A 12,910-nucleotide genomic window follows, 5' to 3' on the forward strand; every position below is an offset into this window, starting at 1 on the left:
AATTATATCCCCCCAACAAAACGTCCAGGATTCAGGACTCGATTTGGATCAATCTTTGTTTTGATTCCATCCAGAATGAACTGGTGTGCCTGCTTTTCTCCCCATACATTTACCATTTTGCGCTGTTCAAGGGGTAAATGCCTGACTACAGCATAACCGCTAAGTTCTTCAGCTTTGCTTCTTAAAGGATGGATTGCAGAATTAATGTCTGCCTCTGCTCCCTTCAGTACCAACTGGCTTATTCCATGACCAAGACCGCCATGCGCTTCTATGAGCAGATTATGGGAATCCTGTACCACCTGACATTCCTGCAATATTTTGATTACATTCATATTCACAGTGCCGATCTTCAATATTGCTTCTGTTTGTTTTTCAGTATTACTAACAGCAGCATTTGGCACGAATCCATAAAATTCATTCCAGAATGATCTTGCCTCTTCATTCCGAAGGATGTCCAGACTGGACTCAGATGGCTTATGCTTCTGGATAAAATCTTCCTGATACATCACGGAGCTTTCCACATCTTCGAGACTGACTGCCATGGTGTAAACCTTTTCATTTAAGAGTTTTGCTGATAATGAGGGATTGATCAGCTCCAGGGCAACTGGTTCAATTACCGTATCCAGCAGTTTTACAGCAAAAGTCCTTGCATCTTCCAGACTTTCTTGACGAAATTTAAGAAGTACCAGGCTTTCGTATTTTGCCACAGGACGAAGCTTCAAGGTGATTTCGGAAATCACTCCAAGAGTGCCCATTGCCCCGATAAACAATTTGTTCATATCATAGCCTGCAACATTCTTTACAACCTTTCCTCCTGAGCGGATGACAGTACCGTCTGGATAAACAATCCGGAGTCCGATGACTGCATCACGCGCCGACCCATAGCCAAGCCGTTTGGGTCCGCTGTCATTGGCAGAAATTATACCGCCAATTGTCGCATAGGCAGGCAAGAATGGATCAAGTGCGATTTTTTGGTTAAAATCCAGCAAATAATCCTGGATTTCTTTAAAGGTGGTACCCGGTTTAACTGTAAGTGCCATATCCCCGGGAACATGCTCGACGATTCCTTTACAATTGGACAGTGACAGAAGGATATCTGCACTTTCAGTTGTTCCCCCGTATCCTTTTTTTGTCCCTCCGCCAATGACATTCACGGTTTTATTTGTCTCATTGGCATATTTTAATAGACTTGCGATTTCCTTTTCGGTATTCGGAAATACTGTCAACACCCCTCCATTGCCAAAAGGTTGCTTTCCGTCTCCTCCTTCCGATATCTGAGTTTCAGGAAAAACAGCTTTTATCTCCGTTAAAAGCTCTGCGGTAATCATGGCAGCCCTCCAACTGTTTCTGAGTAAGAAACAAAATTTGTTTTTTTAAACATTTAAAACGGAACTATTTTTCAGCAGATCTTCTACACAGTCCAGATGTTCCTGCATCAATCGTTTTGCGTGAGCAGGATTTTTTGTCAGGATCATCTGATAAATCCCGTAGTGCTGGCCGGCGATCTCTTCAAAAACTGCCCTGTCTTCTTCTATAAAGCCATGGAATCCGATCATCGTTTTTTTCATGGATGCTGAAATGAATTCAAGCAGCTGAACAAGGATTTCGTTACCGGCAGCTCTCGCAATCGCCATGTGAAAGTTATAATCAGCTTCCCAGCTATTTTCCCCTTTTCCGGAAAGCAATTCGGCCATTAACTCCAAATCGGCCTCAGAACGGTTCTGCGCAGCAATGCCTGCAATGCCTGGCTCAAGGAGTTTCCTTACCTGAAAAAGCTGGCTTATGTCCTTTGAACTTGGAAGCAGAAGGTGATTGTTAAATAATTTTCCAGAGTCGAACTTACATATGTAGGTACCTTCCCCCTGCTTCACGGTAACAGCACCCTTTCCTTTAAGGGTTGTAATGGCGTCCCGTACCGCGGAACGGCCGACTCCGAACATGTCACAAAGTTCACGGACCGAAGGAAGCTTTTCTCCCGGAAGGAAAGTCCCCTCTTCAATCATTTTCTCGATTTGCTCCGTAACCGACTCAGACACTTTTTTAGTTGGAATCTTCTCCACCTTCACCACTTCACCCCCTTATCGTCAGATATCACATATCTGATATGTGTCATACTTAAATCTATTTAAGCATTAAAATGTGTTGGAATCAACAAAATAGTTTGAAAATATTAAAAAATCTAATAAGTTAATTTACACTTTCCATAATTTGGAATAGGAGACAAATTCTTCTTAACTTTAAAATTCATATTCTCTTTAGCTTTAAAGTAAAAAAAGGATAGGTTCCCCCCTATCCTTTTCCAATCAATACCTATATATTGTTATCGATTTTATTGATGTAAACAGTAATGCTATCAGGCCAACAAGTGTAACAATCACTAGGGAGTAAAGAAATACAGTCTGTTTAAAGATGACTGCCCCGCTTAAGATGATGAAAGTATCTATCATCAGGATGATCACTCCAACATTTAGCGAAAAAATTTTTGATAGCATCAGCGCCAGTAAATCCAGACCTCCAGGACTCGCATGAATTCTTAACATCAGGCCGGCTCCAGTTCCCACAAAGATACCTCCTAAACAAATACTTATCAGAAACGGAAAATGAAACATTCCATTTAGAGGAGATAAAAGGCTGATCATTAAGGCAGATATAAATGTACCAATTAGGCCGTAGAAAAAAAGGTTCATATCATAATAAATGGCTATAAAATAAATAGGAACGTTTAAAAAAGTAAAGATTATTGCCAATTTCCATCCTAATAAATAACTAAGCAATAGGCTGATTCCCCAAACGCCCCCATTAATCAGATGAGAAGGAATAATAAAACCATTTATCCCGACCCCAATGAACACACTGGCAATGGTGATGGTAACTATTTTTCCTGCCAAATCTCCTTCTCCTCCCGGAACTTTACTGAATACATTATCCTATGAGTGATTCCTCCGTTAAATTCATCCTTAATCTTACAATGAAAAGAACCTCTAATTAGTCAACGTTTAAAAGATATTTGCTAAATCCATAACTTAATAGAATCTAAACTCTTCTTAACTTTAAATTCATATTCTCTTAAACTTTCGGAATTATTATTAAGAAGAAATATCACGAAAGGAGATTACAAAATATGAAACCAATTTTCAGAAACATCTTAATGTCAGCAGCCTTGATTGGAATCGGTTCGGGAATAGTTGACTCGGCCGCGGCGGCTGAACCTGTTGATCCATCCTTAACAGCAAACCAAATTTTAAATGTGGCACATCGGGGAGCATCTGGATATGCACCGGAGCACACACTCACTTCCTATGAATTGGGTGAGAAGATGAAAGGAGACTACATAGAAGTCGACCTTCAAATGACAAAGGATGGCCAATTGATTGCCATGCATGATGAAACATTGGACCGGACAACAAACGGAACCGGACTCGTCAAGGACTATACGCTGGATGAAATCAAAAAGCTGGATGCCGGCTCATGGTTCAATGAAAAATATCCGGACTATGCAAAAGAGGAATATGCAGGACTGAAAGTGCCAACACTTGAAGAAGTGATCCAGAAATTCGGCAAGGATGCCCGCTACTATATCGAGACAAAATCGCCTGAAGTATACCCAGGGATGGAAGAAAAATTGTTAGAAATACTTGAAGAGTATAAGTTAACAGGAGTTAATGCTCCTTCCAGCAAAGTTTTGATCCAATCCTTCAGCCCTGAAAGCCTGAAGAAGATTCATGATTTAAATCCTGATATCCCGCTTATCCAATTATTATGGTATGACGAGACAGCAGCCATTACAGATGCTGAACTAGAGGAATATAAAACATACAGCATCGGACTGGGCATGAATTTCAACCGTATAGATGAAGCATATGTACAAAAGGTCAGAGAGTATAATTTGCTGATACATCCGTATACAGTCAATGAGAAGGAAGATATGAGAAAACTCCTTGATTGGGGTGTCACAGGAATGTTTACAAACTTCCCAGACCGATTGCAAGAAGTTCTTCATGAAAAAAATAACACACATTAAATATTAGGCAGATAAAAGATAAAAACGCATGCTTTTGGCGTTTTTATCTTTTATTTATGTAAAACATGATCGTTGATTATTTCACTTGTCCGTTACCCTTAATTATATATTTGGTTGAAGTCAAGGCCTGCAGCCCCATTGGCCCCCGTGCATGAAGCTTTTGTGTACTGATTCCAATTTCAGCCCCAAATCCAAATTCATATCCATCTGTGAATCTAGTTGAAGCGTTGTGGTAAACTGCAGCAGCATCCACTTCCTGTAAAAACCTGTATACATTTTCAGGGTCGGAAGAAACAATCACTTCAGAATGCTTTGTCCCATACCCGTTAATATGCGAAATGGCTTCATCTATGCTGCCAACTACTTTTATGGCTACTTCCAATCCCAAATATTCTGTCGACCAGTCTTGCTCAGTGGCTGGAATGATTGCTCTCCCGGGAACCATTTCATCACCGTGAATGATTACCCCTTTGTCCTGCAGGGTCTCTACCAGTTTGGGCAGATGCATGGCTGCCCACTCTTCATGGACAAGGATTGTTTCACACGCATTACAAACAGACGGACGCTGTGTTTTCGCATTCATAGAAATATTGATTGCCATATTTCTGTCAGCTGATTGATCGATAAACACGTGACAGTTACCCGCACCCGTTTCCAATACAGGAACAGTAGAGTTTTCCACAACCGTTTTGATCAGTTTCGCACCGCCTCGGGGAATCAGTACATCGAGGTAGCGGTTCAACTTGAACATTTCAGATGCAGTGTCCCTGCTTGTATCTTCAACAAGCTGAACTGCATCAACAGGCAAATCGCTCTTCTCAAGCGCTCGATGGATTACCTGGACAATGGCTTTGTTTGATTTGATCGCTGTTGAACTTCCGCGCAGAAGCACAGAATTACCAGTTTTCAAACAAAGGCTTGATGCATCAACCGTCACATTCGGGCGCGCCTCATAGATCATGCCAATAACCCCGAGCGGGACGCGCGTCTGTGAAATTAAAAGGCCATTTTGCCGTTCCCATTGCTCCAATACTTCACCAACTGGGTCCTTTAGCTGTGTTAACGATATTAAGGCTTCCGCCATATCTTCAAGCCTCGCCGCATCCAACCTAAGCCGATCCAAAACTGATTCACTCATCCCATTATCTGTCCCGGCAGCCAGATCTTTTTTATTTTCTGCAAGGATAAATTCCTTTTCCTTGATCAGCTGGCTGGAAATGAGTATTAGAGCTGAATTTTTCTGTTCTGTTGTCTTTTTTCCCATTAACGCAGCTGCTTTTTTTGCTTTTTCCCCTTTTTGAATCAATTCGATTGCACTCATTAATTCTTCTCCTTTCGCTGGCTGACCCAGTGATCACGGTGGATAACAACGCTTCTATCACTGTTGACAATGGCCATCGCCTCTGAACTTGATAACCCTTTAATTTCGCCTAGCTCCCTTGATGAAAAATTGACCTGTCCTCTCCCTACTAATTCGCCATTGGGGCCAACTATCTCCACGACATCGTTAACCATAAAGCTGCCAATAATATTTGTTATCCCAGCCGGAAGGAGACTTTTACCATGTTTTAAAATGGCCTGAACTGCCCCCTTGTCCACCTCAACCTTTCCTCTTGGAATCGAATGCAGTGCCAGCCATTGCTTCGATGTTTTCAGGCTTGCATGAGAAGTACATCCAATATAGGTGCCATCCCCTTTCCCATCCAGAATCTCTACCAGTTTCTCCGCTCCAGTACCAGAGCCAATAAAAACCTGAACTCCCAATGCCGTTGCAGTCCGTGCAGCTTCAAGCTTTGTTTTCATTCCTCCCGTCCCGACTTTTGAACCCGCTCCTGATGCACTTTCGAATAATTCATCCGGAATTTTCGCAAGGTAGTTGAACTTTTTGGCATCTGGATTGGTCCTGGGATTTTGATCATATATTCCATTGATATCTGTCAAGATTATTAAATGATTTGCATGAATGAGGCCGCTCACCAATGCGGAAAGCAAGTCATTATCACCGAATGCCAGCTCCTCAATCGATACGGAATCATTTTCATTTATGATTGGAAGCACATTTCGTTTTAGTAGTTCGGATATTGTTGCATATGCATTCTGATACTGTTCTTTATGAAGGAAATTTTGCCGTGTAAGCAGCAGTTGTGCGGCAACAAGTCCATATTTTTTCAATTCCTCTGTATATCCCTTGAGAAGATGGCCCTGCCCTACTGCTGCAGCTGCCTGCTTCCCGGCAATGGTTACAGGCCGGGATGAATACCCGAGGTCGCCAAAACCGGCGGCAACGGCTCCTGATGAAATCAAAATCACTTCATGGCCAAGCTTCTTCAAGCGCGCCAGCGCATCTACATGTTCGCGCAGCATATCGATACAAAGCCCGCCATTCAAGTTTGTCAGTGAACTGCTTCCAATCTTTACGACAATCCTCTTTCTTTTCATATGCTGCCACCTTCTTTTTGTTATTGGTTCAACAATAATTAAAAAGCCTATGATCTTTTGATGAATAAAAAAAAGCCCTCCTATCCCTTGATAAAAGGACGGAAGAGCTTGTCTTTCGCGGTACCACCTTCTTTGGCACTTATCATACAAGTGCCCGACTTCATGTTCCGGAAACGGCGGAAGCCGGTCAGGTTTTCCTGACAGTTCAAGGGATAGGTTCAATAGCTTTGCAGGCTGTAAGATCTTTCAGCCGGTGAATCCTACTCTCTATTGCCTGATTTCTATTTACTGGTTCCCTGTCATTACTGTTGACGATTATATTTAAATTTTCAGTTTATTAGACATTATGTATGACACAGGATTTTATGTCAATAAAAACTTTCTCGTCAATCAATCAACCTGCAAAAATTACTGATCCTTATTACCAGTAAAAATTCCCCCTCAAGTTACATTCCTTCTGTACAGAAAAACTGAACAACTTAAAGGGGACAAATCCAATTTTTTTAGTTAAAGCTGTTTAAGTATTGATTTTGCTGTTGCTTCTTGAAAATTTTGAATTCATTGTGAGAACTACAAATTTTAGGATACTGGCCTTATTTAAACAGCTTTGGGGGAAAATTGAACATTTTTGAATAGTTCAGGGAAGTCATTTGCAACCATCTTTCGAATTTCAATGATATCCACCACTTGAATCGGATATGCTTTGATTTTCATTAGAGAAGAAAACGAACTGCCTTTAAAAATAGTAATATATTTTTGTATAGTGCAGCCCTTTTCTAATAAGCAATCATCTTTAATCTCATAGTCTCTAAGTTCAATTTTCTCGTATAAGACATGATAGTTTTCGATAAATTCGCAACGAAGCATTTCCTTTGTGTCAAGCACTTCATAAATTCTCAACTTAATCACTCTCTCATTCAACATAATTTAAATTCCGTCAAAATACCGCCGATTGATCTGGAATGCCTTCGTCACTGATAAATCCAACTTGCAAAACTGAACACTAGTCTGTTTAGGAAACAATCTCTACAGAAATAAAGTGATTTATTGCTGGGTATTGACCAACTGATTGGATAAAACCTCTTTGCGCGCTACACCTGTTTCCCAGGCAGCCTTCGCCACCGCTTCTCTTACTGCAGGAACGACTCTGCTGTCTAATGGCGCTGGTATCACATAATCCTCTTCTAGCTCCTCACTCTGAATTAAACCTGCAATTGCTTTAACAGCTGCAGCCTTCATCTCGTCATTTATATCGGTAGCCAAAACATCCAAAGCTCCTCTGAAAATACCAGGGAACGCAAGGACATTATTTACCTGGTTAGGCAAATCAGAACGACCTGTTCCAACTACCCTCGCTCCGGCAGCCTTTGCTTCTTCAGGCATAATCTCAGGCACCGGGTTGGCCATGGCAAAAATGATTGCCTCGCCAGCCATTGTTTCTACCATTTCCTTAGTCATGGCACCGGCGGAGGAAACTCCAATGAAAACATCGGCATTAACAATCACATCTGCCAGCTGTCCTTTAAGTTTGCGGTGGTTGGTAATCCTTGAGATGGATTCTTTCAGCGGATTCATGCCTTCCTGTCTGCCTTCATAGATTGCGCCCCTTGTATCACACATAATAATATCGTTTACACCCATTGTGATTAAAAGCTTTACGATGGCAATCCCTGCAGCACCTGCTCCATTGATAACTACTTTTATTTCATCGATTTTTTTATCTACAAGCTTCAAAGAGTTAATCAACCCCGCTGCTGTTACGATTGCGGTTCCATGCTGATCATCATGGAATACCGGGATATTCATTTCTTTTTTCAGCCGTTCCTCGATGTAAAAACAATTGGGTGATGCGATATCCTCCAAATTGATTCCTCCAAAGGCTGGCTGCAGCAGCTTTACTGTTTTAATGATTTCTTCAGGGTCTTTCGTATCCAGGCAAATAGGAACGGCATCAATCCCTGCGAACGACTTGAATAGGGCAGACTTCCCTTCCATTACTGGCATTGCCGCCTCGGGGCCAATATCGCCTAAACCCAAGACCGATGTTCCGTCAGAAACAACTGCGATTAAATTGCCTTTGATGGTATAATCATAGACTTTTTCTGGTTGATCATAGATCTGCTTGCACGGTTCAGCCACCCCAGGGGAATATGCCAAGCTTAAATCCTTCATGCTATTTAATGGCATTTTTACTTCTACCGACAACTTTCCTTTGAACTTCTCGTGAATGAAAAGCGCCTCTTTTTGTAAATTGCTCATCTTTACATCTCCTTTTCCTGCAGAAAATTTTTAATTTTCTGTATTCAGATTTTACAATGCACCTGATAAATTTAGTTCATTATATAATGGGTTGCAGTTATAAATGAAATACATATAATCTATATCCTTTATGCTTTTTAGCTATAAAGCAGTTACTCACAATAGAAACAGCAGGTTCACACAGTAGACTCAATGAGGTATTATCATTTAAAATGTTAGAATATTATAAAAAAACAATAAAACATTAATCCATTTTCAAGGGAGGGAAGATTTATGGACATTCGTCATTTGGAGTACTTTACAGAGGTAGCGAAGCATTTAAGCTTCACGAAAGCTTCACAAACATTGCATGTAACCCAGCCTTCAATCAGCAAGGCAATTAAAAATTTAGAGGGAGAATTGGGTGTTCCTTTATTTTACCGTTCCTCAAAGCAGCTGGAATTAACTGATGCAGGAAAAGCGGTATTAATTAATGCAAAGGAAGTTTTACAGGCATTCAAAAACCTCACACTTGAGTTAACTGACATTATGGAACTGAAAAGCGGGGAAATAAGAATCGGCATTCCTCCTATTGTGGGTGCTGCCTTCTTTTCAAAGTTCATAAGCCAATATAAAGAGAAATATCCTCTAGTGAAAATAACTTTAACAGAAGTAGGGACCAAGAAAATAAAGCTGGGTGTAGAGGAAGGAACTTTGGATATAGGTCTGATTTGCACATTGCCTGCCCCTAACAGCAGCTTTGAAATCATAAATGTAATAAAGGATCCTTTGATGTTAATTGTCCATCGGGACCATGGATTAGCTTTAAAAAAAGAGGTGCACTTCTCTGAATTGGATAATGAGCCGTTTATACTATACCGGAAAGACTTCACGCTTTATGACCTAATCATTGAGGAGTGTTCCAAGAATCACTTCCAGCCCAATATCGTCTGTGAAAGTTCACAAAAGGATTTCCTGCTTGGAATGGTCGAGGGAAAAATGGGAATAGCACTATTGCCTAGTAAAATTTGCAAAAATATAAGCAATGATGAAATTGCTGTCATTCCTCTTGTTCAATCAAATGTTAATCTAGAGCTGGGGATGATTTGGAAAAAAAATAAATACTTACCCTTTACTGTCCGTGAATTTATAACTACCTCCCGGCAATATCTTGAGCTGGAAAGCTAATCAAAGCGAAGGCAGACGGGCAGCCCCCCTATTTACAGCAGGGTCTCCTGGCGGCACCGTCTTCATTACCTGTGTTTAAAAGAAATCGACTATATATGTTGAACTACCCGCCACTTAACTGCTCTTGCGAACCGTTGAAGCGGGGGATTCCTAAGAACACCATCGTAACCGCCAGTTATGGATTAGGCTAGCCCCGGTTAGAAGTCTTATGGCTTCGTATTTGAGATTTAACCCTGCATTAATATCGCGGTCGTGATGCACACCACATATAAAGGTCCATTCACGCAAACCTTGATCTTTAACATCCTTATTTTTATAACCGCAGCTCGAACACGGCTGAGAGCTAGGGAAGGTTTTACTCACTTCCACTACTGTCTTGCCGTACCATTCATTCAGCCTTGTATTTTAGCATCGTTTTGAATTGATACCAAGACACATCCGCGATAGACCCAGCTGTCTTCTTATTTTTCATCATGTTTGATACTTGCAGAATCTTTATTCCGATAAGATCGTGGTTTTTGATGATATCCGTAGAGGTCTTATGTAGGAAATCTGTCCGTTTGTTTTCAATCATTTCGTGAATTCGGGAAACCTTTTTTCGTTGTTTATTCCAATTACCAGAGCCGATGATTCGCCTTGACAGGATCTGTTGGGCTTTTGCTAACTTTTGCTCTAACGACTTAAAATAACGGTTGTTTCTGTACCTTGTCCCATCTGCCAGAATCGCGGAAAGCCAAAGGAGTGACCTCGTCGTGGATTATTCCCGAGTGAATGCAGAGGTCCTCAAATATTCAGAAGATGGTATTAATATCATGATTGCGAACGAATGGCTTGAGCAGCCACCCTTATCAGTTGACCGAAAGGATCTTACCAAAAGTTAATTTAGATTAATACCCCCGATGGGTATTTAGACCTTTTTGGGGGCTTTGCTGTTAATATGACGGCTTTTTATGCCCTGTTTATTCTTCACCCTAATGTTGCCGCATTGGATTGTAAATAATATCCATTCACTGCCTTTATAAATGGATAAGGAATACTTAATTTTCCCTCAAGGTTGTTCACCAAATTCCCAATCTATATCCCATAAATAAACAAGAAGGGAAATTGCTCGATCAGACTTAAATTGAACACCTTCTGAGATTAGCAAAGATTTCTGGGTTTGAAACATCTCCTCATCCTTGAAACCAATTTCCCCTTTGGAATTAATGACTCTATGCCATGGCAAGTTATATTTTTCTGACATGGAATGCAGGATTCTGACAACCTGTCTTGCTGCTCTTGGGCTTCCAGCGGCTTTTGCGATTTGGCCATATGTCATGACTTTTCCAGATGGAATATTTTTAATGATATTAATCACATTTTTTGTAAACTGCGTCATTGTGCCACATCCTTCTCACAACAATATACCATGAAAAACCCTGGCTCAAGAGCCAGGGTTTTCGATTATGTGGAATATGATTTGAATTTTTTAATGATTGCCCAGCACATCAATCCCAATAACCAGTAAATTGGGAAGCTATATATATGTTTCCATGTGAATTCTTTATAAATTCCAAGATGGACCATAAATGGCTCTGCCATAAATGCCAGGAAAAGAGATAACAGTCCAGTTGCGATGAAAAATTTCTTAAACGAACTGCTGAACCTTTGATATACGAGCATGAAAGGTATGATGACAACTCCAACATCATAGGGATATAACTGCGGATTTAAATATGGAGTCAGCCTGACTGGATATGTCCACACCATGGCATTGGTGCCAATTGAATCCAGGAAGATGGCTGTGACTCCATAAAAAAGACCAAATGAAGTATTTTCAATCAGTCTTGTTTTATCGACCTTCATCCACCAGATAATAGCCGGAACAATGGAAAGGACAACAAGGAACCACCATTCATATGTCAAAAAATTATTCTCGTGCCAATATGCCCTTAATATCTTATGATATTTTGCCTCGGCATCCAATACTTCCTGCAGCGAGATGGTGCCTAAAACAATAAGATATTTATTCAACGGTTCTCCTGCTGCACAAATAATGGAAGAAAGCATAAAATCACACCCTTTGTATATAGGGTGTGATTTTATGCTGTTTTATATGTAAGCAGTTAACTTTGATGTTTTATTTCTTTATAAGCCCTGATCAGCCGGTCCGGCTTGGCATTTGTATAAAAGGAATACACCCCTCTTGTGGTATGGAGATAAAGGAATCCTTTCATTCCTGACATATTTTTAAAGGTAATATCAAGGATATCATGGAGGTAAAAAATATCAGAAGCTGTGGTTATTCGATCATGATACATTGTTATGAACTGTTCATTCTCTTCATAAATTTGCTCATTATCCACTATTCTTCGATTCACTTTCAAATAACCATGTGAACAAAGCATACACAGCTTCCCCCTTTCACATTTTCTTTTTCCCTGCCCTTTTTATTTTACGCATGTTGATTAGGATCGACTAATATATTTAACAATATTAACAAAGCATTATAGAAAAGGGAGGATTTTTTTGAAGTGCATTGGCGAATTTTTGGAACATGAGAAGTACAATGCCTATGGAAGAATCGCAATCATCGAAAATAAGGAAGCCATCTTGAAGGTATTTGGATTCAAAAATGGAAAGTGGCTTGATTTATGGGATATCGATCCCCGGGTTCTGACCCTCTTTTATCGATCTTATGAAGATGAGTGTGATTGGTTCATCGTTGTATACGACTATCCCTCTTTCTGTATTGACAATGACATAAAGGAAGCAATCATCTGGCATGAAATTGGGCATATTGAACATCCGGTCCCCGAGCAGCAAGTCAGCATTGATAGTGAAATTCATTGCGATAACCTTGCCATCAAAAACGGCCACAAAGAAGGCATCCGTAAAATCCTTAATCTTACGATGATGATGGCTAAGACTCTTAATCATGAAATTTTAACGCAAATGACCATGGAAAGGCAAATGAAACTGCCATTTTGAACCTTAAAAAACCCATCCAGTTTTTTACTAATAACTAAAGAGACCCGCCAATCG

Annotated in this window: 14 protein-coding genes, 1 pseudogene and 1 other annotated feature; of the genes and pseudogenes, 4 read left to right on the forward strand and 11 right to left on the reverse strand. The window is 40.4% G+C overall.

Annotated elements, in window-relative coordinates:
* Positions 1 to 2: 2 nt before the first annotated feature.
* The 3 genes from M3593_RS01225 to M3593_RS01235 form a co-directional block, all read right to left on the reverse strand.
* On the reverse strand, positions 3 to 1,328 hold the full coding sequence (locus M3593_RS01225; RefSeq protein ID WP_251540316.1) for an FAD-binding oxidoreductase: 1,326 nt from the start codon (positions 1,326 to 1,328) through the stop codon (positions 3 to 5).
* Between the two features lie 45 nt (positions 1,329 to 1,373).
* Entirely contained in the window at positions 1,374 to 2,066 is a 693-nt protein-coding gene (locus M3593_RS24190; RefSeq protein WP_144480682.1) for a FadR/GntR family transcriptional regulator, read from the reverse strand.
* A 237-nt stretch (positions 2,067 to 2,303) separates the two neighbouring features.
* The gene (locus M3593_RS01235) at positions 2,304 to 2,888 is read right to left on the reverse strand and encodes a YitT family protein (RefSeq protein ID WP_144480680.1); all 585 of its coding nucleotides are present in this window, start codon (positions 2,886 to 2,888) and stop codon (positions 2,304 to 2,306) included.
* Positions 2,889 to 3,121: 233 nt separating this feature from the next.
* Here M3593_RS01235 and M3593_RS01240 point away from each other — a divergent pair, with 233 nt between their 5' ends.
* Positions 3,122 to 4,021 (forward strand): glycerophosphodiester phosphodiesterase, encoded by a 900-nt coding sequence (locus tag M3593_RS01240; RefSeq protein WP_251540319.1) that lies wholly within the window; start codon positions 3,122 to 3,124, stop codon positions 4,019 to 4,021.
* A gap of 76 nt (positions 4,022 to 4,097) precedes the next feature.
* Here M3593_RS01240 and M3593_RS01245 read toward each other — a convergent pair whose 3' ends face one another.
* The 4 genes from M3593_RS01245 to M3593_RS01260 all read right to left on the reverse strand — a co-directional run bounded on the left by M3593_RS01245 (position 4,098) and on the right by M3593_RS01260 (position 8,719).
* Positions 4,098 to 5,342 carry a glutamate-5-semialdehyde dehydrogenase gene (locus tag M3593_RS01245; protein ID WP_251540320.1) on the reverse strand — a complete coding sequence of 415 codons (1,245 nt, stop codon included), beginning with the start codon at positions 5,340 to 5,342 and terminating at the stop codon, positions 4,098 to 4,100.
* Positions 5,342 to 6,460, reverse strand: a complete 1,119-nt coding sequence (proB, locus tag M3593_RS01250; RefSeq protein WP_251540322.1) for a glutamate 5-kinase — start codon at positions 6,458 to 6,460, stop codon at positions 5,342 to 5,344. Before proB ends, M3593_RS01245 begins: the two co-directional genes overlap by 1 nt.
* A 91-nt stretch (positions 6,461 to 6,551) precedes the next feature.
* Positions 6,552 to 6,772: a binding site (T-box leader), on the reverse strand.
* Positions 6,773 to 7,057: 285 nt separating this feature from the next.
* Positions 7,058 to 7,360 (reverse strand): hypothetical protein, encoded by a 303-nt coding sequence (locus M3593_RS01255; RefSeq protein WP_251540324.1) that lies wholly within the window; start codon positions 7,358 to 7,360, stop codon positions 7,058 to 7,060.
* Between the two features lie 144 nt (positions 7,361 to 7,504).
* A complete protein-coding gene (locus M3593_RS01260; RefSeq protein ID WP_251540326.1) occupies positions 7,505 to 8,719 on the reverse strand; it encodes an NAD(P)-dependent malic enzyme in 1,215 nt (404 codons plus the stop codon).
* Between the two features lie 273 nt (positions 8,720 to 8,992).
* Here M3593_RS01260 and M3593_RS01265 point away from each other — a divergent pair, with 273 nt between their 5' ends.
* Positions 8,993 to 9,886, forward strand: a complete 894-nt coding sequence (locus M3593_RS01265; protein ID WP_144480670.1) for a LysR family transcriptional regulator — start codon at positions 8,993 to 8,995, stop codon at positions 9,884 to 9,886.
* Between the two features lie 150 nt (positions 9,887 to 10,036).
* On the opposite strand, the pseudogene M3593_RS01270 reads toward M3593_RS01265, so the two are convergent.
* Positions 10,037 to 10,613 (reverse strand): annotated as a pseudogene (locus tag M3593_RS01270) (RNA-guided endonuclease TnpB family protein); the annotation flags it as partial.
* 25 nt (positions 10,614 to 10,638) lie between these two features.
* Between M3593_RS01270 and M3593_RS01275 the strand changes: the two are divergent.
* On the forward strand, positions 10,639 to 10,767 hold the full coding sequence (locus M3593_RS01275; RefSeq protein ID WP_251540328.1) for a DUF3231 family protein: 129 nt from the start codon (positions 10,639 to 10,641) through the stop codon (positions 10,765 to 10,767).
* Positions 10,768 to 10,934: 167 nt separating this feature from the next.
* On the opposite strand, the gene M3593_RS01280 is transcribed toward M3593_RS01275, so the two are convergent.
* The 3 genes from M3593_RS01280 to M3593_RS01290 all read right to left on the reverse strand — a co-directional run bounded on the left by M3593_RS01280 (position 10,935) and on the right by M3593_RS01290 (position 12,273).
* Positions 10,935 to 11,264 carry an MGMT family protein gene (locus M3593_RS01280; RefSeq protein WP_251540329.1) on the reverse strand — a complete coding sequence of 110 codons (330 nt, stop codon included), beginning with the start codon at positions 11,262 to 11,264 and terminating at the stop codon, positions 10,935 to 10,937.
* Positions 11,265 to 11,329: 65 nt separating this feature from the next.
* The gene (locus M3593_RS01285) at positions 11,330 to 11,899 is read right to left on the reverse strand and encodes a CBO0543 family protein (RefSeq protein ID WP_144480666.1); all 570 of its coding nucleotides are present in this window, start codon (positions 11,897 to 11,899) and stop codon (positions 11,330 to 11,332) included.
* 92 nt (positions 11,900 to 11,991) lie between these two features.
* Complete coding sequence (locus tag M3593_RS01290; protein WP_251540330.1) at positions 11,992 to 12,273, reverse strand: hypothetical protein; 282 nt, start codon at positions 12,271 to 12,273, stop codon at positions 11,992 to 11,994.
* Between the two features lie 121 nt (positions 12,274 to 12,394).
* On the opposite strand from M3593_RS01290, the gene M3593_RS01295 reads away from it, so the two are divergent.
* On the forward strand, positions 12,395 to 12,856 hold the full coding sequence (locus M3593_RS01295) for a hypothetical protein (protein ID WP_251540331.1): 462 nt from the start codon (positions 12,395 to 12,397) through the stop codon (positions 12,854 to 12,856).
* Positions 12,857 to 12,910: the final 54 nt, after the last annotated feature.

The organism is Mesobacillus sp. MER 48 (assembly GCF_023714225.1).
Classification (GTDB): domain Bacteria; phylum Bacillota; class Bacilli; order Bacillales; family Cytobacillaceae; genus Mesobacillus; species Mesobacillus oceanisediminis_A.